24 protein-coding genes are annotated in these 20,252 nt (G+C 71.7%); 13 read left to right on the forward strand and 11 right to left on the reverse strand.

Annotation, left to right across the window (positions count from 1 at the left end; genetic code table 11):
• Positions 1–61 precede the first annotated feature (61 nt).
• From scpA to F8S09_RS04255, 4 genes are read left to right on the forward strand one after another with little or no spacing between them, the layout of a single operon-like run.
• Complete coding sequence (gene scpA / locus F8S09_RS04240) at positions 62–2,224, forward strand: methylmalonyl-CoA mutase (RefSeq protein WP_152869178.1); 2,163 nt, start codon at positions 62–64, stop codon at positions 2,222–2,224.
• Positions 2,225–2,228: 4 nt separating this feature from the next.
• On the forward strand, positions 2,229–2,645 hold the full coding sequence (locus F8S09_RS04245) for a hypothetical protein (RefSeq protein WP_152869180.1): 417 nt from the start codon (positions 2,229–2,231) through the stop codon (positions 2,643–2,645).
• Between the two features lie 9 nt (positions 2,646–2,654).
• Positions 2,655–3,620, forward strand: a complete 966-nt coding sequence (gene meaB / locus F8S09_RS04250; RefSeq protein WP_194165207.1) for a methylmalonyl Co-A mutase-associated GTPase MeaB — start codon at positions 2,655–2,657, stop codon at positions 3,618–3,620.
• Complete coding sequence (locus F8S09_RS04255) at positions 3,617–4,357, forward strand: carbon-nitrogen hydrolase family protein (protein ID WP_152869181.1); 741 nt, start codon at positions 3,617–3,619, stop codon at positions 4,355–4,357. Before meaB ends, F8S09_RS04255 begins: the two co-directional genes overlap by 4 nt.
• Positions 4,358–4,419: 62 nt before the next feature.
• On the opposite strand, the gene F8S09_RS04260 is transcribed toward F8S09_RS04255, so the two are convergent.
• Genes F8S09_RS04260 through F8S09_RS04275 form a run of 4 tightly spaced genes read right to left on the reverse strand, consistent with a single transcriptional unit; the run spans position 4,420 to position 9,129 of the window.
• On the reverse strand, positions 4,420–5,328 hold the full coding sequence (locus F8S09_RS04260; protein WP_152869183.1) for a ferritin-like domain-containing protein: 909 nt from the start codon (positions 5,326–5,328) through the stop codon (positions 4,420–4,422).
• 59 nt (positions 5,329–5,387) lie between these two features.
• On the reverse strand, positions 5,388–6,299 hold the full coding sequence (locus tag F8S09_RS04265; protein WP_152869185.1) for an adenylyltransferase/cytidyltransferase family protein: 912 nt from the start codon (positions 6,297–6,299) through the stop codon (positions 5,388–5,390).
• Positions 6,296–7,738: a nicotinate phosphoribosyltransferase gene (locus tag F8S09_RS04270; RefSeq protein ID WP_152870101.1), complete on the reverse strand. Its 1,443-nt coding sequence runs from the start codon at positions 7,736–7,738 to the stop codon at positions 6,296–6,298. Before F8S09_RS04270 ends, F8S09_RS04265 begins: the two co-directional genes overlap by 4 nt.
• Positions 7,739–7,764: 26 nt before the next feature.
• A complete protein-coding gene (locus F8S09_RS04275; RefSeq protein ID WP_152869187.1) occupies positions 7,765–9,129 on the reverse strand; it encodes an MFS transporter in 1,365 nt (454 codons plus the stop codon).
• Positions 9,130–9,284: 155 nt separating this feature from the next.
• Between F8S09_RS04275 and nadE the strand changes: the two genes are divergently transcribed.
• Both nadE and F8S09_RS04285 read left to right on the forward strand, forming a co-directional pair.
• Complete coding sequence (gene nadE, locus F8S09_RS04280) at positions 9,285–10,109, forward strand: ammonia-dependent NAD(+) synthetase (protein ID WP_194165208.1); 825 nt, start codon at positions 9,285–9,287, stop codon at positions 10,107–10,109.
• The gene (locus tag F8S09_RS04285) at positions 10,097–10,819 is read left to right on the forward strand and encodes an alpha/beta fold hydrolase (RefSeq protein WP_194165209.1); all 723 of its coding nucleotides are present in this window, start codon (positions 10,097–10,099) and stop codon (positions 10,817–10,819) included. The genes nadE and F8S09_RS04285 overlap by 13 nt, the downstream gene beginning before the upstream one ends.
• 10 nt (positions 10,820–10,829) lie before the next feature.
• Here the strand turns inward: F8S09_RS04285 and F8S09_RS04290 are convergent, their stop codons facing one another.
• From F8S09_RS04290 to trxC, 3 genes are read right to left on the reverse strand one after another with little or no spacing between them, the layout of a single operon-like run.
• Positions 10,830–11,009 carry a hypothetical protein gene (locus F8S09_RS04290; protein ID WP_152869189.1) on the reverse strand — a complete coding sequence of 60 codons (180 nt, stop codon included), beginning with the start codon at positions 11,007–11,009 and terminating at the stop codon, positions 10,830–10,832.
• Positions 11,009–11,617 (reverse strand): hypothetical protein, encoded by a 609-nt coding sequence (locus tag F8S09_RS04295; protein ID WP_152869191.1) that lies wholly within the window; start codon positions 11,615–11,617, stop codon positions 11,009–11,011. The genes F8S09_RS04290 and F8S09_RS04295 overlap by 1 nt, the downstream gene beginning before the upstream one ends.
• Positions 11,618–11,620: 3 nt before the next feature.
• Positions 11,621–12,049 (reverse strand): thioredoxin TrxC, encoded by a 429-nt coding sequence (gene trxC / locus F8S09_RS04300; protein ID WP_152869193.1) that lies wholly within the window; start codon positions 12,047–12,049, stop codon positions 11,621–11,623.
• Positions 12,050–12,119: 70 nt separating this feature from the next.
• On the opposite strand from trxC, the gene purB reads away from it, so the two are divergent.
• Complete coding sequence (gene purB, locus F8S09_RS04305; RefSeq protein ID WP_322618585.1) at positions 12,120–13,427, forward strand: adenylosuccinate lyase; 1,308 nt, start codon at positions 12,120–12,122, stop codon at positions 13,425–13,427.
• Positions 13,428–13,440: 13 nt separating this feature from the next.
• Positions 13,441–14,349, forward strand: a complete 909-nt coding sequence (locus F8S09_RS04310; RefSeq protein ID WP_152869197.1) for an N-acetyl-gamma-glutamyl-phosphate reductase — start codon at positions 13,441–13,443, stop codon at positions 14,347–14,349.
• A 3-nt stretch (positions 14,350–14,352) separates the two neighbouring features.
• Here F8S09_RS04310 and F8S09_RS04315 read toward each other — a convergent pair whose 3' ends face one another.
• A complete protein-coding gene (locus F8S09_RS04315; protein ID WP_152870108.1) occupies positions 14,353–14,817 on the reverse strand; it encodes a response regulator in 465 nt (154 codons plus the stop codon).
• Between the two features lie 158 nt (positions 14,818–14,975).
• On the opposite strand from F8S09_RS04315, the gene F8S09_RS04320 reads away from it, so the two are divergent.
• The 3 genes from F8S09_RS04320 to F8S09_RS04330 are packed head-to-tail and all read left to right on the forward strand — an operon-like array spanning position 14,976 to position 16,251.
• Complete coding sequence (locus F8S09_RS04320; RefSeq protein ID WP_152869199.1) at positions 14,976–15,389, forward strand: DinB family protein; 414 nt, start codon at positions 14,976–14,978, stop codon at positions 15,387–15,389.
• On the forward strand, positions 15,386–15,943 hold the full coding sequence (locus F8S09_RS04325) for an inosine/xanthosine triphosphatase (protein WP_322618519.1): 558 nt from the start codon (positions 15,386–15,388) through the stop codon (positions 15,941–15,943). Before F8S09_RS04320 ends, F8S09_RS04325 begins: the two co-directional genes overlap by 4 nt.
• Entirely contained in the window at positions 15,940–16,251 is a 312-nt protein-coding gene (locus F8S09_RS04330) for a GNAT family N-acetyltransferase (protein WP_152869203.1), read from the forward strand. The genes F8S09_RS04325 and F8S09_RS04330 overlap by 4 nt, the downstream gene beginning before the upstream one ends.
• 60 nt (positions 16,252–16,311) lie before the next feature.
• Here the strand turns inward: F8S09_RS04330 and F8S09_RS04335 are convergent, their stop codons facing one another.
• Positions 16,312–17,331, reverse strand: a complete 1,020-nt coding sequence (locus F8S09_RS04335; RefSeq protein ID WP_152869205.1) for an SDR family NAD(P)-dependent oxidoreductase — start codon at positions 17,329–17,331, stop codon at positions 16,312–16,314.
• Between the two features lie 156 nt (positions 17,332–17,487).
• On the opposite strand from F8S09_RS04335, the gene F8S09_RS04340 reads away from it, so the two are divergent.
• Both F8S09_RS04340 and F8S09_RS04345 read left to right on the forward strand, forming a co-directional pair.
• A complete protein-coding gene (locus tag F8S09_RS04340) occupies positions 17,488–17,829 on the forward strand; it encodes a histidine triad nucleotide-binding protein (protein WP_152869207.1) in 342 nt (113 codons plus the stop codon).
• Positions 17,826–18,512, forward strand: coding sequence for an HAD family hydrolase (locus F8S09_RS04345; protein WP_322618520.1), 687 nt, complete (start codon positions 17,826–17,828; stop codon positions 18,510–18,512). Before F8S09_RS04340 ends, F8S09_RS04345 begins: the two co-directional genes overlap by 4 nt.
• Before the next feature lie 22 nt (positions 18,513–18,534).
• On the opposite strand, the gene sdaAA is transcribed toward F8S09_RS04345, so the two are convergent.
• Positions 18,535–19,419, reverse strand: coding sequence for an L-serine ammonia-lyase, iron-sulfur-dependent, subunit alpha (sdaAA, locus tag F8S09_RS04350; RefSeq protein ID WP_152869209.1), 885 nt, complete (start codon positions 19,417–19,419; stop codon positions 18,535–18,537).
• Between the two features lie 57 nt (positions 19,420–19,476).
• Positions 19,477–20,142: an L-serine ammonia-lyase, iron-sulfur-dependent subunit beta gene (gene sdaAB / locus F8S09_RS04355; RefSeq protein WP_152869211.1), complete on the reverse strand. Its 666-nt coding sequence runs from the start codon at positions 20,140–20,142 to the stop codon at positions 19,477–19,479.
• Between the last annotated feature and the right edge of the window lie 110 nt (positions 20,143–20,252).

Below are 20,252 nucleotides of genomic sequence, written 5' to 3' on the forward strand. Positions count from 1 at the left end.
GTCCCGGTGGCATGATGCGGGCAAGGATATTCCCTTCCCTCTCGCCCCTGGAGGCCCGCCCATGACCGCACCCACCGACCTCTCCGCCTGGAAGGCCCTCGCGCAAAAGGACCTGCGCGGCGCTGAGCCGGAGACCTTGAACCGCGCCACGCCGGAAGGCCTGATCCTCAAGCCGCTGTACACCGCCGCCGACACGCAGGGCCTGCCCACCGACACGCTGCCCGGCCTGCCCCCTTTTATCCGGGGTCCCCGCGCCACCATGTACGCGGCCCGTCCCTGGACCATCCGGCAGTACGCGGGCTTCTCCACCGCCGAGGAATCCAACGCCTTCTACCGCCGCAACCTCGCCGCCGGGCAAAAGGGCCTCAGCGTTGCCTTCGACCTCGCCACCCACCGGGGCTACGACTCCGACCACCCGCGCGTGGTGGGCGACGTGGGCAAGGCGGGCGTAGCGATTGACAGCGTCGAGGACATGAAAATCCTCTTCGACGGCATTCCGCTGGCGGAAATGTCGGTGTCCATGACCATGAACGGCGCCGTGCTGCCCGTGCTGGCCGCCTTTATCGTGGCGGGCGAGGAGCAGGGCGTGCCCCGTGCCGGGCTTTCGGGCACCATCCAGAACGACATTCTCAAAGAGTTCATGGTGCGGAACACCTACATTTACCCGCCCACCCCGTCCATGCGGGTGGTGGCCGACATCATCGCGTACACGGCGCGGGAGATGCCGAAGTTCAACTCCATCTCGATCTCCGGCTATCACCTTCAGGAGGCCGGGGCGAACGCCGCGCTGGAACTGGCCTACACGCTGGCGGACGGGCTGGAATACGTGCGGGCGGCGCTGGCAAAAGGCCTCAGCGTGGACGAGTTCGCGCCCCGGCTCTCCTTTTTCTTCGCCATCGGCATGAACTTCTACACCGAGGTCGCCAAGCTGCGGGCCGCCCGGCTGCTGTGGTCGGAGATCATGGGGCAGTTCGGGCCGACAAACCCGATGAGCCGCGCCCTGCGGACCCACTGCCAGACTTCGGGGTGGAGCCTCACCGAGCAGGACCCCTACAACAACGTGGTCCGCACGGCGGTGGAGGCGATGGCGGCGGTCTTCGGCGGTACCCAGAGCCTGCACACCAACGCCTTTGACGAGGCCATCGGCCTGCCCACCGACTTCTCGGCCCGCATCGCGCGGAACACGCAGCTCATCATTCAGGAGGAGACGGGCATTCCGCACGTCGTGGACCCCTGGGGCGGCTCGTACCTGATGGAGCGGCTGACCCATGACTTGGCCGACAAGGCCCGCGAGCTGATGCGCGAGGTCGAGGAACTCGGCGGGATGGCAAAGGCCATCGAGTCGGGCGTGCCCAAGCTGCGGATCGAGGAGTCGGCGGCCCGCAAGCAGGCCCGCATCGACCGGGGCGAGGACGTGATCGTGGGCGTGAACAAGTACCGCCCAACCGTCGAGACGCATGTGGACGTGCTGGACATCGACAACGCCGCCGTGCGTGGGTCGCAGCTTGCCCGGCTGGAGCGCGTCAAGGCGGAGCGCGACGGCGAAGCGGTGCGGGCCGCCCTCGCCGCGCTGGAGGACGCCGCCCGCACGGGCGAGGGCAACCTGCTGGCCCTCAGCGTGGAGGCGATGCGTGCCCGCGCCACCGTGGGCGAGGTCAGCGACGCGCTGGAGCGGGTCTGGGGCCGCCACCAGGCCGAGGTCCGTACCCTCTCCGGCGTCTACGCGCAGGGCTACGAGGGGGACGAGGGCTTCGCGGCCCTGCAAGGCGAGATCGAAGCCTTCGCGGAAGCCGAGGGCCGCCGCCCCCGAATCCTCGTGGTCAAGATGGGCCAGGACGGGCACGACCGGGGCGCGAAGGTCATCGCCACGGGCTTTGCTGACCTGGGCTTCGACGTGGATGTCGGTCCCCTCTTCCAGACGCCGGAGGAAGCCGCGCGGCAGGCGGTGGAAAACGACGTGCATGTCATCGGGGTGAGCAGCCAGGCGGCCGGGCACAAGACCTTGATTCCGCAACTCATCGCGGCGCTGCGGGAGCAGGGCGCCGGGGACATCCTCGTCGTGGCGGGCGGCGTGATTCCTCAGCAGGATTACGCCGAGCTACGGGCGGCGGGGGTAGCAGGCATCTTCGGGCCGGGGACGCCCATCCTGCATTCGGCGCGGGAGGTGCTGGGGCTGCTGCGGGGGCGGGAGGAGCAACCCGTCGCGGGGTCGGCCCGTACCTGACCCCATGAAGCGCCTGCTCCTCTCCCTGCTCTGCCTCGCGCCCCTAGCCGTCGCGCAGCCTGCCCGCCTGCCCCCGATTCCAAGCCTTCCCGCCGCCCGCACGGTGACGGTGGGCGACCTGCGGACCTGCACGGTGGGGGACGTGCGGCTCACCGTGGACCGCGCCGGGTGGGTGCGCTTTCTAACGCACGGGCACCGCTACCCGGACAACACGCTGGTGGTGCGCCAGAGTTACGACCGCGCCGGACGCCTGACAGGGGTGCGGGTAGACTTCAGCGGCTTTGCCGGGCGGCTGCTGGACGTGCGCAGCGTGTTCGACGCGCGGGGCCGCCTGATCCGCGAGACGGGGTATCGCCGCGCCGGGGTGACCACACCGCTGCGCAGCTTCATCCGCCCCCTGCCGAGGGACGCGAGATGCTGAGGGTGCCCCATGCCTGAGCATCCCCTCGCCGCTCCCCTCCTCGCGGGCGACCGCCGCGCCCTGGCCCGCGCGATCACCCTGACCGAATCCACCCGGCCAGACCATGAGGCGCAGGCTCAGGCGCTCCTCTCCGAACTGCTGCCGCACACCGGGCGCTCCATCCGGGTGGGCCTGACCGGGGTGCCGGGGGTGGGCAAGAGCACGCTGATCGAGGCCCTGGGGCTGCACCTGACGGACGGGGGGCACCGGGTCGCCGTTCTCGCGGTGGACCCCTCCAGCGCCCGCACGGGCGGCTCCATCATGGGCGACAAGACCCGGATGCCCCGGCTCACCGTTCACCCGCACGCCTATATCCGCCCCAGCCCCAGCCGGGGCACCCTGGGGGGCGTGGCCCGGCGCACCCGCGAGGCGATCCTGCTGTGCGAGGCCGCCGGATACGACGTGGTGCTTGTCGAGACGGTGGGCGTGGGCCAGAGCGAGACGCAGGTCGCCGCGATGACTGACCTGTTTGTATTGCTGACGCTGCCCAACGCCGGGGACGAGCTTCAGGGCATCAAGCGCGGAATCATGGAACTCGCCGACCTGTGCGTGGTGAACAAGGCGGACACGGACCCCAAAGCCGCCACCCGTGCCCAGACGGAGCTGACGGCGGCCCTGAGGCTGCTGACCCCGCGCGGTGCCTCCTGGCGGCCCCATGCCCTGCAAGCGTCGGCGGCGACGGGCGCGGGTATTCCCGAGTTGTGGGCGGCGGTGGGAGCGTACCGGGAGACGGTGGACATCCCCGCGAGGCGCCGCGAGCAGACGGGCGCGTGGTTTGACGACCTGCTGCTCGAGGCGGCGTGGCGGGCGTTTCAGGCAGGGGTGGACCCGGTGCGGCTGCGCGAGCTTCGGGGGGAGGTGCTGGCAGGGCGGTTGACGCCGGTGCAGGGGGTGAGGGCGGCGTTGGGAGAGCGTCTCACCGCACGGCAGGTGTGAAGGCCGCGCTAGTCGTTTTCCCAACCGCCCCTGATCTGGCAGGGAATCTGGGCCGGATAGAGGCGGCGGTCCAGGACGCGGCCCTGGCGGGGGCCAGCCTCGCCGTCTTCGCGGAAACGGCCCTGACAGGCTGGGCGCACACCGGGCGCGACGCCGACACGGACCGCCCTCTTGCGTTGGAGGTGCGTGGTCCGGAGCTTGTCCGGCTCCGTGAGGTGGCCTACAGATACGGAATATGGTTGGCGTTCGGACTGCTGGAGCGGGACGGAGACGCCCTGTACGACGCGGCGCTCCTGCTGGACCCGCAGGGCGAGACGCGGCTGCACTTCCGCCGCCTCAGCCCCGGCTGGCGCTGGCCGGACGCTGGTCCGGCTTACCGGGAGGGGACGGCCGTGCCCACCGCGCCGACGCCCTTTGGCCGGGTCGCCTTCTTGCTGTGCGGCGACGCCTTCTCGCCGGAAGCCGTCGCCCTGGCACGGGCGGCCCAACCGGACCTGTTGCTGCTTCCCTTCGCCCGTGGATTTGACGAGGACGCGCCCGACGCAGTGGCCTGGCAAGACGAACCGCAGGTGTACGCCGAAGCCCTCGCCGGGGCCGCCCCCGTCACCCTGGCCGTGAATAGCCTGGGGGCGGGAATGGTCGGTGGGGCGTTCGTGCTGAAGCGCGGGCGTGTCGCGGCACGGTGGCCCATCCAAACCCCCGGCCTGCTGCTGCACGACCTGAATCCGGAAGCATGAGTTCAACCAAAAAGGAACCGCCCCCACCGGGAAGCGGCCCCCCTTCCTCCTGACCTCTCGCCTTACTTGATGCTGCCGTTCAACCCGTTGGGGTAGAACCCGCCGCGCCGCGCTCCGGGGGCCAGGTACACGATATTCAGCACCTCGCGGGTGCTGCGGCCGTAGCCCACCGCTCCGGCGCCCGCGGGGGCGAAGACGGCGTTGCCCCGCGCGTCGCTGAGGCCCGCGTCCTTGCCGCCGCCCACCTTGCCGCGCAGATTGCTGATCGCCTGCACGACCTGCCCCACGTACAGCCCCGCCGCCGCGCTGACCTGCCGCTGCCCGTACAGCATGGAGCGCACCGCACCGCCGTGGTAGGCCTCCACCGCCAGGATGCCCGCCGCCGCCTGAAGGTAGGCCGGGTTGGTGATGAGCGGGGCCGCGCCCGTGTAGGCCGTCACGCCCACATCCTCGAAGATAAAGGCGCCGTGGAGGAAGAACAGGTCGTTCGCGTAGGGGTTAAAGCCCTTGATTGCCCCACCGCTGGCCGCCTGGCCCGCCGCGTCAAACGCTCCCGAGAGGTCCAGCACCGGACGCGGCGCGGCGGCCTTGCCCAGTGCCCCATACAGGAACTTGACGTGCTGGAACTCGTCTTCCGCAATGGAGCGGGCCAGGGCCTGCACGTTGCTGTCCCGGAACTGCATCCCGCGCGTGCGGTCCAGGCTGGCGGGCAGCCGGATCTCGGCGCCGCCCCCGATGGCCCGCAGCTCGTTAATGCGGCCCACGGCGGCGAGGTAGAAGGCGGCTTCCAGGTATTCCAGATTGAGCGCGAAGTTGAGCACATCCACGTCAATGTTCTTCGCGGGCGCGGCCAGCACCGAGCCTCCCGCGAGGCCGAAGGCGGCGGCACCCAGGCCGAATTTGCCCAGGGTGCCCAGGGCGGCGCGGCGGTTCAGGGGGGCGGGGGCAGCAGCAGTGTCGTCGTGGGTCATGGGACTTCCTCCGGTGAAGGGCCGGGGTCTCCCGGTCCAGTCAACGGGGAATAAGCGCCTCAGCCCGGACTGGATGAGGCGGCAGCCCCTGCCAGCAGCCGCATGAAGATCGCGTGATGGTCCTCGTGAAAACGGCGCGGAGCTCGCAGGGCCAGCGCGAGGGGCACCGGACGGGCGGGAAACGCGGCGGGCACGGCTTCCCGGTACACATGCGCGGTCGTCGGCGCGACGAGGGCGCGGGCGGGATGGGCGAACTCGTGCCCACCCGCTGCAATCTCGCCCAGCGGCAGCACCCTCCCCGGCAGCTCCCACAGGCCGAGGCCGATGGGGTCGCGGCGGGTGTGAAGCCAGACCTTTCCCTCCTCCACATGCAGCCAGCGTTTCTCGTGTAGGTGGGCGCCGGGGGGCAGGGCGGCGCGGGCGGCCTCTACCGCCTCCCATTCCATGCATAAGCGGTTATAGGCGGGCTTCTCCGCAAACTGGGCGAGGAACACGCGCACCGCCTCTGGCACCCCGTCTGGCAACGGGCGCCCGGTGAAATAGGCCGCCCGCAGGTCGGTCGCGTTCAGGCCGGGCACCTCCGGCACGGGCAGGCGGCCCCAGCCGGGAAACCAGCGCAGGTAGGCGGTGCTGGCGTCCTTTTCAAAGCCGACCAGGGAGACGGGGGTACCCTCGCCAAAGACCGCCGCTGCCTCTCGCCGCACGTCCGCCGCCCACAGGTCCGCGTCGAAGCGGTCGGGTAGGGGGCGGAAGGTGACGCGGCGCAGGTCCGCACCGACCTCACGCAGCGCCCCGCGCAGCATCCGCGCCCGCTCGGCAGCGCTGAAGGGGTTCTTCACCGAGCGGGCGAGGTTGGCGCTCCCCAGCAGCACGAGGAGGTGGTCGGCGTGGGCCAGCGCGTGCCGGATACTCGCCAGGTGCGCCGCGTGGGGTGGCTGGAAGCGGCCCACATAGACGGCCCCGGCGGTCATGGCTGGATGTGGCCCCGCAGCTCCTCGGCCACCCGGTCGCGCAGGGCGGCCACGTCGTCCGCCAGGCCGACCCGGTAAAGGTGCGGGTTGAGCATGCGCCGCGTTCCCGCCGGAAGCCGGGCGAGGTCGGCGCGGGCGCGGGCCTGGAGGTCGGGCAGACCCTCGGGCGCCAGGGTCCGCCGTCCCCCCTCCATCACCACCTCGCGGGCGGGGCGCCACGTCAGACCGCCCGGCAGCCGCGAGAAGCGCAGCGGGTTGGTGGGGTCGCTTACCCGGTCGCCGGGGCGAGGGGCCTCGCCCAGCGTCAGCGCGTCTAAGGCGTAACTCCCGTCCGCCTCCACCGCCCGCCACACCGCTTTTGCTCCAGGCAAGCTGGACTTGCGGGGTTCGCCGGTCAGCTTCATCTTGGGCACGCCGTCCAGCGCCGCCAGCTTGAAGACGCCGCCCAGCGCCCCACCCCCCTCGCCGCCCGCCGTGACGAGCTGGGTGCCTACCCCGTAGGTGTCAATGCGCCCGCCCTCCGCGATGATGGAGGCGATCACCGACTCGGAGAGGTCGTTGCTGGCGACGATCTTCACCTCGGGGAAGCCTGCCTCGTCCAGGGCTCCCCTGACCCGGCACGAGAGGTAGGCGAGGTCGCCGCTGTCGAGCCGCACGCCGCGCAGTTCATGGCCGCGCTCGCGCAATTCGCGGGCCACCGTCAGCGCGTTGGGCAGGCCGCTGCGAAGGGTGTCCACCGTGTCCAGCAGCAGCACCGTGCTGTCCGGGTACAGCTCGGCGTAGGCGCGAAAGGCGGTCAGCTCGTCGGGAAAGCTTTCCACCCAGGCGTGGGCGTGCGTCCCGCTGACGGGCAGGCCGTAGAGCCGCCCCGCCTCCACGTTGGAGGTGCCCACCGCCCCGCCCACGAAGGCGGCCCGCGCCGCGCTCAGCGAGCCGTCCGGACCCTGCGCCCGCCGTGCCCCGAACTCGACGACCTGCCCTCCGTACCGGCTGCTCTCGGCAGCAAGGACACAGCGGGCGGCCTTCGTCGCCACCAACGTCTGAAAGTTCAGCGTGTTCAGCAGCGCCGTCTCCACGAGCTGCGCCTCCCACAGCAGCGCGTGGACGGTCAGCAGCGGCTCGTGCGGGAAGACCACGCTGCCCTCGCGGAAGGCGGTCACCCGCCCGGAGAAGCGCCAGCCGCGCAGGGCATCCAGAAAGGCGGGGCGAAACTGCCCCAGCTCCTCCAGATAGGCGAGGTCATCCTCCGAGAAACGCAGGCCCTCCAGCCCCTCCAGCGCGGGCTCCAGCCCGGCCCACACCGCGAACCCTCCCTGAAAGGGCAGCTTGCGGAAGTACAGGTCGAAGACGGCCTCCTGCGCGTGCAGGCCGTGGTGCCAGTAACCCTGCATCATGGTGAGCTGGTAGAGGTCGGTGAACAGCGGACTCTGGGCGGGCAGGCTGGGGGCAGGCAGATTGGGGGGAGTCACGCCGCATTCTCCGGCATGGCGGCTTCCGAGAGTTGCCGCCCGCGTGTCTCGACGCCGATCAGCCACGCGCAGACGGCGGCAAGCGCGAAGCAGGCCGCGAAGAGGCCCAGCGCCACCGCGAGTTGTCCGGTCAGCAGCAGCGCCCCCAGCGACGGCGAGAGCAGGCTGGCGAGGCGGGCCATGCCGCTCACGAAGCCCATCCCGGTCGTCCGCAGCGGCGTCGGGAACAGTTCCGGCGTGTAGGCGTACAGCGCCCCCCACGCCCCCAGCAGCGCGGCGGAGAGCAGCGCCGAGGTCCCCAGCACCGTGCCCGGCGTCCCCGCCAGCAGGAAGAGGAAGGCCGCCACCGCTGACACCCCCAGAAAGCCCGCCAGCGTGCCTCGCCGTCCCACCCGCTCCACCAGATAGGCCGACAGCAGGTAGCCCGGCACCTGTGCGAGTGCAAGCAGCAGCGTGGTGCGGTACACCGCGCCGAGGTCCAGCCCCCCCGCCCGCAGGTACGACGGCAGCCAGGTGAAGATGCCGTAATAGCCCAGGCTCAGGCCGAACCACACTAGCGCCAGCAGCACCGTGCGCCGCCGCAGCGCCCCCGCGAAGAGGGCCGCCGGGGTCACGCGGGGCGCAGGGGGCGGGACTTGCAGCGGGGCGTCGGGCAACGCGGTTCCATTCGCTCGGGCCACCCGCTCCAGCGCCGCCCGCGCCGCCCTCTCCTCTCCCCGCACGAGCAGCGAGCGCGGCGAGTCGGGAATCCCCAGCCGGGCCACCAGCCCGATCAGCCCCGGTAGCGCGGCGAGGCCGAGCAACCAGCGCCACGCCTCGGCGGGTTCAAAGACGGTGCTGAGGTACCACGCCAGCCCCGCCACCATGACCGTGCCCACCGCCCAGAAGCTCTCCAGATACACCAGAAAGCGCCCCCGCCACGGGGTCGGCACGAACTCGGCCATCATCGCGTAATCCACCGGGAGGGTTCCCCCTATGGCAAAACCGGTCAGGAAGCGGGCCACCAGCAGCCACGCCACCGACGGCGCAAAGGCCCCCGCCAGCCCGAAGACCACGCCCAGCGCCACCGTCGTCAGGAAGACCGCCCGCCGCCCGATCCGGTCTGCCAGCCAGCCCCAGAACAGCGCCCCGACGAACATCCCCGCGAAGGTCGCCGTGAGCAGCAGGGTCGCGTCCGCCGAGCCGCGCTCCAGCCCAAAGGCCGCCGAGATGCCCGGCAGGGCGAAGCCCATCAGCAGCACCTCCATCGCGTCGGCCGCCCAGGTCAGCCCGCAGATGGCGAGCAGCCGCCACTGAAAGGGACCGAGGCCAAGACGGTCCACGGCGTCGTCTAGGGAAATCGGCCGGGCAGAGGAGGTCATCGCCTGAGGAGTGTACGGGGCGGGAGGTCAGGATGGGGCCGAAGTTCGCGGGGGCTCATCTATACCGTGGTCACACCTGACCTCCTGCCCCGCAACCCGGCACGTCTGAAGTGGAGACCAACCGACCTCAGCTCCTGGCCCCTTACCCTATTCCCATGCCCACCCTCCGCGACCAGATCCGCCGCGAGCTTCACGTCCTCCCCGAGATCGACCCCGCCGCCGAGGTGGAGCGCCGCGTGGCCTTTCTCGCGGACTACCTGCGGGCCACCGGCACACGCGGGTATGTTCTCGGCATCAGCGGAGGGCAGGACAGCACCCTAGCCGGGCGGCTGTGCCAGCTTGCCGCCGGGCGGGTGCAGGCGGAGGGCGGCGAGGCCACCTTCCTCGCGGTGCGGCTGCCCTATGGCGTTCAAGCGGACGAGGCGGACGCGCAGGCGGCGCTGGACTTTATCCAGCCCGACCGCACGGTGACGGTGAACATCAAGGCGGCGGCGGATGCCTCGGCCCAGGCCGCCGCCGACGCGCTGGGTCAACCCCTGCGGGACTTCGTGCGCGGGAACATCAAGGCCCGCGAGCGGATGGTCGCCCAGTACGCGCTCGCCGGGCAGGAGGGCCTGCTGGTCGTGGGGACCGACCACGCGGCAGAGGCGCTGACGGGCTTTTTCACCAAGTACGGCGACGGCGGCGTGGACCTCACGCCCCTGACGGGCCTGACCAAGCGGCAGGGAGCGCAGCTTCTCGCCCACCTCGGCGCTCCCGAGGCCACCTGGCGCAAGGTGCCCACCGCCGACCTCGAAGACGACCGCCCCGGCCTCCCCGACGAGGCGGCGCTGGGCGTGACCTACGGGCAGATCGACGCTTATCTGGAGGGCCGCGAGGTGCCGGAGGACGTTGCCGCGCGGCTAGAGCGGCTGTACCTGAACACCCGACACAAGCGCACCACACCCGTGACTCCCTTCGAGGACTGGTGGCGGGCCTGACCCGCATCCTGTGCCTGCATGGGGGTGGGCTGGACGCCCGGCAATGGCGGGGGCTGCGCGAGCGCCTGCCCGAGTTCGGGCTGCTGACCCCCGACCTCCCCGGCCACGGCACCCGCCGGGGCGAACGACTGACGCTGGAAGGGGCGCTGCAAACGGCGCTGGACGTGCTGACAGGCCGCCCCGCCCACATCGTCGGGCATTCGATGGGCGGGGCGCTGGCCCTGGAACTGGCGCGGCGGCACCCGGCACAGGTTCAGTCGCTGCTGGTGTCGGGAACGGTGGGACCGCTCAGTCCCGGTCAGGCGCGGCTGATGGCGTGGGCAGCCCGGCTCCCGCTGCCGCCCGGCCCGGCGCTGGGGCTGGCGCTGCGGCAGTTCCGGATTCCAGAGGCCGAGCAGCCCTGGGTGCGGGAGGCCCTCGCCCCCACCCTGGCCCCCGCGTGGCAGGCCGACCTCGTCCGGCTGATGGTGAGCCTCGCCCCGCCCGAGCCCTCCCTCGTCCGGACGCTGGTGCTCGTCGGCGCTCTGGAAACGCGCCCGGCCCGCACCGGGGCCGCGCGGCTGGCCCGGCAGTTGCAAACGGCTCCCGCGTGGCAGGTGCCGGGCGTGGGCCACGTCTGGAATCTGGAGCAGCCCGACCTCTTCGCGGAGGTCGTCCGAGGCTGGGTCCGGGGCGGGACCCTACCGGATAGATTGCGGCCCCTGCGCTGAGCCGGGCGGCCTACTCCCCGCCCCCGCGGGCCTCGCGCAGCAGCCAGATCCCCAGCAGGTCGAACAGCACCACGAAGGCCAGGCTGCCGAGCGCCGCCACCCACTCCCCGCGCCCCAGTTGCAGCACCAGAGCAATCAACCCGCCCACGTTGAGAAACGCCAGCATCACCAAGAGCAGCCCCGGCAGCATCAGCCCACCAGCGAGGCGGCGCGGGCCTCGACCTCGGCGGCGGCCCGGTCATCCTCGGCTTCGCGGAAGAAGATGGCGGCTTCCTGATAGGCGGCCCGTGCTTCCCCCCGGTCCCCCCCATACGCGGCCAGTTCGCCCCGCGCCCGGTGGAGGCATCCCAGCGTCATCGGGTCGTCGGCGGTGTGGGCGTCGGCCAGGGCATCTTCGAGCGCGGCGCGGGCCTGATCCCCTTCCCCCAGCGCGAGGTGACAGACCACGATTTTGTAGCCATTCACCGCCCGCTTGAAGGGTTGCTTGGTTTGCGGCAAGGCCCCGATCAGTGCCCGCTCCTCCCCGAAGAGCCGCAGCGCCGCCTGGTGCTCGCCCGCCAGCCGCTCCACCATGCCGAGCTGGTGCACGGCGATGTGCTCCCAGGGATCGCCCGCGTGGGCCTGGCGCAGCCGCCCATAGACCTCACGCGCCCCGGCGTGGTCACCCGTGTGCGCCAGGACGTAGCCCCAGGCCATCTGGCCTGCGCGGGAGGCGAGGAGGTCGGGGTCGGCCTCCAGGCGTTCCCGCGCCTCTCCCCAGTCCTCGCGGTCGATGGCGGCCCAGACTTCCGGCAACATGGCTCAGGATACGTCCGCGAGGGCCGCGAGGCGGTCCAGCAGCGCCGCCTTGGGCAGCGTGCCCACCACCGTGTCGGTGACCTCCCCGCCCCGCATCAGCAGCAAGGTGGGGATGCTGCGAACGCCGTAGCGGGCGGCCGACTGCGGATTCTCGTCCACGTTGACCTTGACCACGCGCACCTTCCCGGCACGTTCGCGGGCCACGTCCTCCAACACCGGCCCCATGACCCGGCACGGGCCGCACCACGGCGCCCAGAAGTCCACCAGCACGGGCACAGGCGCCCGCACATCCTGCGCGAAGGAGGCGTCGGTGCCGTCGTGCAGCCAGGGCAGCGCCGCCCCGCAGCGGGCGCAGGCGGGCACCTGCCCTTCGGGGACGGTCCGCACCCGGTTCTTGGCTCCGCAAACGGCGCAGGTCAGGACATCGCTCATGCCCCAGAGAAAGCAGACCCGTCCCGGCACAAAGGTGCCCCGGCTCACGGGCTGGGGTACGCTGCCCGTCGTGATCGACCGTTACCTCACCCCGGAGATGAAGACGCTGTGGAGCGAGGCGAGCAAGTACCGCGCGTGGCTGCGCGTGGAACTCGCCGCGATGGAGGCGCAGGCCCGGCACGGCGAGGTGCCGCCCACGGCCTTCGCCGCCCTGACCGCCCGCGCCGCCCAGGACCCGCTGGACGACGCCTTCGCCGCGCGGGTGGCCGAGATCGAGGCGGTGACCCGGCACGACATCGTGGCCTTTACCCGCGCCCTGACCGAGCGCTACGGCGAGGAGGCCCGCTTCATCCACCACGGCCTGACCAGCACGGACGTGGTGGACACGGCGCAGAACCTCCTGCTGGACGAGGCTTTCGGGCTGATTCTGGCCGACGTGCAGGCCCTGCGCGAGGTCTGCCGGGTGCAGGCGGTCGCGCACAAGCACACGCCCACGGTGGGCCGCACCCACGGCATCCACGCCGAACCGATGACCTTCGGGCTGAAGTTCCTGAACTGGATGGCGGCGCTGGACCGCGACCTGGAGCGGCTGCACTCGGCTCGGGAGCGGGTCCGGGTGGTGATGCTCTCGGGGTCGGTGGGCACCTACGCGCACGTCGCCCCGCAGATTGAGGAGGAGGTCGCCGCCGCCTGGGGCTGGCAGGCCGCGCCCGTCACCAACCAGACCCTCGCGCGGGACCGCCACGCGGAGGTTCTGTCGGCCCTCGCCATCCTGGGCACTACGCTGGAGAAGATCGCGGTGGAGATTCGCCACCTTCAGCGCTCGGAAGTCCGCGAGGCGATGGAACCCTTCGGCAAGGGGCAGACGGGCAGTTCGTCCATGCCGCACAAGAAAAACCCGATCCTGACCGAGAATGTGACGGGCTTCGCGCGGCTGCTGCGCGGGTACCTCGCCACCGGGCTGGAGAACGTGGCCCTGTGGCACGAGCGCGACATCTCCCATTCCAGCGCCGAGCGCGTCATCCTGCCCGACGCGACAAGCGCCGCGAGCTACGCCACCCGCCGCCTGACCGGGGTGCTGCGCGACCTCGTGGTGTTCCCGGAGCGGATGCTGCGGAACTTGAACGACCTCGGCGGGCTGGTCTTTTCCCAGCGGGTGCTGCACGCCCTGATCGACGAGAAGGGGATGAGCCGCGAGGCTGCCTACGACCTCGTGCAGCGGAACGCCCTGCGAAGCTGGGAGACGGGCGAGGGCCTGCGCGAGCTGCTGGGCGCGGACGCGGATAACCCGCTGAGCGAGGACGAGCTGAATGCGGCCTTTGACCTGGGGTGGTACCTACGGCACGTGGACGCCATCTATGCCCGCTTCGGGCTGTGAAGGGGATGACAGGATGAGTGAGCGAGTCTCCGTCGCCCTCGTCGGCGGCGATACCCCCCAGGGGGCCGAATTCCTGCGGCTGGCGCTGGCCCACCCAGGGCTGGAGGTGACCGGGGTGAGCGCCCGTACCCATGCCGGGCAGCCCGTTGCAGAGGCCTACCCTACCCTGCGCGGGGTGACCCGCCTGGGCTTCCGTGCCGCCGCCGATCTGGGAGAGGCCGACGTGCTCGTGCTGGCCGACGCGGTGGAGGATGGCCCAACGGAGGGCACCCGCCTGACGCTGGACCTCACGGGCCGCCGGGTGGCCGAGGCCCTGACCCCTGGCGCGGGCTGGGTCTATGGCCTGCCAGAGCGGATGCGGTCGGCGCTGCGCGGGGCCACGCGGGTGGCGGCGCCCGGCGACATCGCCACCGCCGCCGTGCTGACGCTCGCGCCGCTGCTGGAGCGCGGCGTGCTGCTGCCACGTGGTCTGCGCCTGACCGAACTGCGGGGGAGTTCCACGCCCGCCTTCGCCGTAGGTCACGACCAGGCGGATGAGATTGCCCGCGCCCTGCCGGGCCGCTTCCCGCTGGAGTTCACGGCGGCGCATCTGCCGGGGCTGACCGGGCTGCTGCTCCTCGCGGAAGCCTGGGTCCCCGACGGCTACAGCGACCGCGACGTGTGGAGCGCCTACCGTGAGGCCTACGCGGGCGAGGCCTTCGTGCGGCTGCTGCCAGGTGACACGCCCGATCCCGACCGGCTGCGCGGCACTCCCTTCATCGAACTGGGCACCTCCCTCGCCCTCGACTCGGGCCGGGTGCTGCTGACGGCGGCGCTGGACCCCAGGGGGCGCGGGGGCGCGGGGCAAGCCCTCCAGAGTCTCAACCTCGCGCTGGGGCAGCCGGAGGGAACCGGGCTCGACTTTACCGGGCTGCTGCCCTGACCCTCACGCCGGATGGGGCGGCACCCGCACGATGCTGAGCATGTAGCGCCCCAGCGCCTGAATCGCCAGGTAGAAGTGCTCGAAGTCGATGGGCTTGACCACGTAGCTCGCCGCGTGCGCCTGATACGAGCGCAGGATGTCCTCGTCGGCCTGGCTGGTGGTCAGGACGATCACCGGGATGGTCATCAGGTGGGGGTCGCGCTTGAGTTCCGCGAGCACCTCCAGTCCGTTCTTGCGCGGCATGTTGATGTCGAGCAGGATCACGTCGGGGCGCGGGCTGTCCTCGTAGCCGGGGGCGCGGCGCAGGAAGTCGAGGGCCTCGACCCCGTCGCGGGCCACATGCAGGCGGTTGGCGACTCCTGCCGACGCGAACGCCTCCTGGGTCAGGATGATGTCCGGTTCGCTGTCCTCGACGAGCAGGATCTCAATGGGAGTGGCGCTCGCCAGGGGGTGTGGGGGGTCTGCCATGCTCATAAGGGGGGCTCCTGTCTCTTCTGACCCCAGTCTGCGGGCCGAACCTGTTCCCCGCGCTGAGCCGCGCTTCACACGGGCGAAACCCAGCCTTGACCTGGCCTTGACGGTCGCGTCCGCTGGGGCCACCCCTGGCCCTGCCGTACCCTGGCCCTATGAACCTGCTGCAAGGTGCCCTGGGCGGCACCAGTTTCCCCGACCCCGAGCGGCTCCTCGCGGACCTGAGCTGGCAGGACGCCTCCCGCCCGGTCCCCGGCGTGCCCTACACGCTGGCCGAAGTGCTCGCGCACCTCGCGGGAACGGCCCGCGCCAGCCTCGACCTCGCGGCGGGGCGGGCCGAGGAATGGCCGGGGGACCTGGACCTCTGGCCGGGGGTCCGGGATGAGGCGCACTTCCGCACCCTCCTCACCGAGCTGCGGCTGGGGCTGACCGAGGCGCGTGCCCTGGCCGACTCGCCCTCCGACCGGGCGCGGGACATCCTGACTGACCTCGCCGCGCACAGCGCCTACCACTGGGGCCAGGTCGCGCTGCTGCGCCGGGTGCTGGGCGTGTGGCCGGAGAGCGAGTGACCGCCCCGTCCGTCCGGGTGGGTACCCTCAATCCCGCCAAGCTGCGCCCGGTCGCGGAGGTGTTCGGGGCGTGGTGGCCCGGCGCGGCCGTAGAGGGCGTCGCGGTCCCCAGCGGCGTGCCGGAGCAGCCTCTGGGCGAGGCGCAGACCCGCGAGGGAGCGCGGAACCGGGCGCGGGCGGCACTGGCCCACCTCTCCCCCGGCGCGGACGGCTGGGGCGTGGGGTTGGAGGGGGGCGTAGAGCTGACGGCAGATGAGGCCCGCCTTTTCGGAGTGGTGGCCGTCGCCCGGCGGCACTCGGGAGAGGTCCGGCTGGAGTGGTCCCGCACCGCCGACCTGCGCCTGCCCCCGGAGGTCGCGCGGCGGGTGCGCGGCGGCGAGGAACTCGGCCCGGTGATGGACGCGCTGCTGGGCACGGCGGGCATCAAGCGCGGCGTGGGCAGCGTGGGCGTGCTGACGGGCGGCCTGCTGACCCGCGCGGACGTGTGGCGGCAGGCGGTGATTCTGGCCGCGACCCCCTTGCGGGAAGGCGGCGGGTTGTACCCTGGGGCATGACGAACGAACCGCAGGTGATCAACAACGAGGCCGAGAACCGTTACGAGCTGCGCTCTGGAGACCGGGTGCTGGGCTTCGCCGAGTACCGCCCGGCGGGTCAGGCCCTGATGTTCAGCCACACCGAGATTGAGCCCGGCCACGAGGGACAGGGCCTGGGCTCGCGGCTGGTGCGCGGCGCCCTGGACGACGCCCGTGCCCAGGGCCGGGAGGTGGTGCCCATGTGCCCCTTCGTGGCGTCGTACATCCGCGAGCACCGCGAGTACGTGGACCTCGTGCAGCCGGGGCAGCGGGGCATCTTCGGGCTGTAATCGTCAGGATGGGAAGGCCCCCTCATCGCTTGAATGAGGGGGCATCTCACTTTCCGGGTCCTACGTTGTTTCCGGCCGCACCGTCGGGCCGCCCTCGTTCAGGTCGGCCTCGGCCCGCTGCTTGAGGGGATTGCGCTCGGTGATCGCGGTCTCGGCCTCCGAGCCGGGCACGGTGGGGGCGCCCGGCACCGGGGCGGGGAGCAAGCGCCCCCCGAGTGCCAGCAGGTCGGCGGTGAGCTGCGGGGCGAGGGCCTGGGCGTAGCGCAGGATCAGGGCAGGGCCGCCGATCATCGTCTCGGCGTCGCCGCGCACCAGGGCGTCCACGATGCGGCGGGCGGCCTCGGCCGCGTACAGCGAGATCACCGGAGCGTTGTCCACGGTGGCGAAGAGGGCGTACTCCTTCTCGGCCTGCCCGGTGACCCCGGCGTGGCGTGGGCTGCCGGTCCGCATCAGGCCGGGGCAGACGGTGGTCACGCCCACCCCCTCCCGCGCGAGTTCCGCCCGCATGGCCTGGCCCAGCCCCGCCACCGCGAACTTGCTTACCGAGTACGGGGCGAGGTGCGGGACGCCGACCTTGGCCCCCACCGACGCCACGATCAGAACCCGCCCACCCCGCGCCCGCAGGAAGGGCAGCGCCGTCCGCGTCAGCCGCAGCGGGGCGAGGGTGTTGACCTCCAGCGACTCGCGGAAATGCTCCTCGGTCATGTTCTCCAGCGGTCCCACCGTGATAATTCCGGCGTTGTTCACCAGCACGTCGAGGCGGCCGTGCTGACGGTTGGCCTCTTCGACGGCGCGGCGCACGTCGGCGTCCACGGTCACGTCGCCCGTGACGGTGTGAACGGTGGCCCCGCGGCCCCGCAGGTCGGCGGCGGCGCGGTCGAGGTCGGCGGCGGTGCGGGCGAGCAGGGTCAGGCGGGCGCCCCGCGCGGCGAACTCTCGGGCCAGGGCCAGTCCCAGGCCGCGCGAGCCCCCGCTGATCAACACGCTGCGGCCCCGCAGGTCAAAGGGGGAAGCGAGCAGGCGGCGGGCGCTCAACAGGCCCACCCCAGCGGCCAGCAGCAGACGCTTGGGCACTCTCATACGGCTTCCGTCCGGTTCCGGAACACCAGAAAGCCGTCATGGTTCCTACTCCCTCCGGTCGGATGTGCAGGTTGCCAGGTCAACCTTTCCATCGGAATTCGCTTCATACCCCCGAGTGTGCCCGCCCCCCGGCCGCAAACTCCCTAGAGTGAAGGCATGGACAACCCGCCCACCCTCTTCGAGCGCATCATCGCCCGTGAGCTGCCGTCGGACATCGTGTACGAGGACGAGCGCTTTATCGCCATCCGCGACATCGCGCCCAAAGCGCCCCTTCACCTGCTGGTGATTCCCAAACAGGTCACGGCCCGCGTGGACGAGATCACCGACCCCGCCGAGATGGGTGAGCTGTGGCTGACCGCCGTGAAAGTCGCGCGGCAGCACGCGGCTGACTTCCGGCTGGTCGTGAACTGCGGCGCCGGGGCCGGGCAGATGGTCTTTCACACCCACGTCCATATCCTGGCGGGCTGGGACGGAGCGCCGGAAAGTGACGTGCTGTGATTCTCCAGCCCTTTCAGGCGGTCCTCTTCGACCTCGACGGCGTGCTGGTCGACAGCGAGGAGCTGGCGAACGGGGTGTGGGTGGAATTGCTGGCCGAACATGGGCTGAGGCTCGACCGCGCCCTGTTCATGAGCCGGGCGGTGGGCAGCACCCACGCGGCCCTCTTCGACTGGTTGCGGGCCGACTACGGCTGGGAGCAGCCGGAGGGTTTTCTCCCCGACCTCGACGCACGGCTGGCGCGGGCCTTTCACGCCACCCCCGCCATCGAGGGCGCGGCTGACACGCTGGTGGCCCTGCGGCGGGCGGGCCTGCCCTTCGCGGTGGCGAGCAACAGCCTGCGGTCACGTCTGCACCTCAAGCTGGAGGCGGCGGGCCTAAGCCTGCTGGTGGGCGAACACGCCTATGACCCCGCGCATGTGCAGGGGCGGGGCAAGCCGCTGCCGGACCTGTACAGCTACGCCGCCGAGCGCTTGGGGGTCTCCCCCACCCGCTGCCTCGTCGTGGAAGACAGCGTGACGGGCGTGCTGGCAGGTGTCAGTGCTGGGGCGACCGTGTGGGGCCTTCTCGCAGGCGGGCACATTCACCCGGACAGTGGGGCGGCATTGCGGGAGGCGGGGGCGGTGCGCGTGCTCAGCGACCACGGGGAGCTGCGGGCAGCGCTGGGGCTGACGGTGGTGGCGTAAGGACGTAGGGAAAACCCCACCTTCACGCCATCGGCAGCTCGATCATGCCGCCCTCTTCCCCGCGTCCCTCCATGCGGGCGGTCACGGCGAGGCCGGTCGGCGTCTGGGCCAGTCCGCCTTCGGCCGTCTCACGCAGCTCGGCGGGCATCAGGCGGCCCACCGAGGCCATCGCGCCGACCACCTCGTCGGGCGGGATAAAGGATTCGAGTTGCGCGAGGGCCAGTTGCGCTGCGCTCACGGCGTGAACGGCGAAGAAAGCGTTGCGGCTCACGCAGGGCACCTCCACGTAGCCGCCCACCGGGTCGCACACCAGCCCGATGGTGTTCATCAGGGCCAGGGACGCGGCGTGAACGGCGGCGCGGGGGGTGCCCCCCAGCAGTTCCACGACGGCGGCAGCGGCCATCGCGGCGCTGGAACCGATCTCGGCCTGACAGCCGCCCGCCGCGCCCGAGATGAACATGCGCTTGCTGATCGCCTTGCCCACCCCGGCGGCGAGGATCATGGGGTCTACGAGCTGCTCGTCGGGGAGGCCAAGGTGGTCGGCCACGCCCAGCAAGGCCCCCGGAATGGTTCCCGCGCTGCCCGCCGTGGGCGCGGCGACGATGCGGCCCATGCGGGCGTTTTCCTCGTTCACGGCCATCGCGTACGCCTGCACACGCTTCAACAGCGGGGCGTCCAGCGCGTCGGGGGCGTCCCACAGGCCCTTGGCGTTCCAGCCCACCATCCCGGTGATGCTCCTCGCGTCCGAGGCCAGCCCGCGCTCCACCGACGCCCGCATCTCCCCGATGCGGCGGCGCATCTCGGCGCGGATGTCTTGCGGGTCCAGGCCCGTCTCGGCGCAGTCCTGCGCGAGCACCCACGCAGAGGCGGGAGCGGGGGCGTTCATCAGGTCGTGCAGGGTGGTCATGGGCGCTCCTCCGGGGGCAGGGAATTGGGAGTCGGGAGGTCAGGGAGAGGCCGGGCCTCAGCCGTCCATCAACTTGGGCAGCAGGCGTACCCAGTCGGCGTCGGGCCAGCGGCCGAAAAAGGAGAGGGCCTCGGGGCTCAGGGGCGCGTCGAGTTCGATGGCGACGAGGGCCTGTCCGCCCCGCGCCGCGCGGGTGCAGGTCAGGGTGGCGATGTTGACCCCGTCGGCGGCGACCGTGGCCGCAATGCGGGCGATCATGCCCACCGCGTCGGTGTAGCGCAGCAGCAGGGTGGGGGCCGCCCCGCTGAAGTTCACGCCGAGGCCCTGCACGTGGGTCACCAAAATAACGCCGCCGCCCGTCGAGCTGCCCTGCACGGTCACGCGCCCGCTGTCGCCCTGCACCTCAAGGTGCGCGGTGTTGGGATGCACGTCCCCGAGGTCCACGTCGCGGAACTCGACGCCCAGCCCGGCGGCCTCGGCCTCCTCGAAGGCGCGGGGCAGGCGGGGATCGTCGGGGGCATAGCCCAGGAGCCCCGCCACCAGCGCGAGGTGGGTGCCGTGGCCCCGGCCCGTCTTGGCAAAGCTGGCGTGCAGGCCGATCACGGCCCGGCGCGGGGCCTCGCCCAGCAGATGGTGGGCCACCAGCCCCAGGCGGCACGCGCCCGCCGTGTGGCTGCTGCTCGGCCCGATCATCACCGGGCCGATCATGTCGAGAAGGGACATGGAGGAAGTATAGGCAACCCCCATGAGGGGCGTCCGGGGCCGGGGGACGCGGGGTGGAGGTGGGGAGGGCGGCCGGGGAAAGACGCGTGCGGGCTTCTGGGAAGTCTGGA

It is taken from the genome of Deinococcus terrestris, from assembly GCF_009377345.1.
GTDB lineage: Bacteria > Deinococcota > Deinococci > Deinococcales > Deinococcaceae > Deinococcus > Deinococcus terrestris.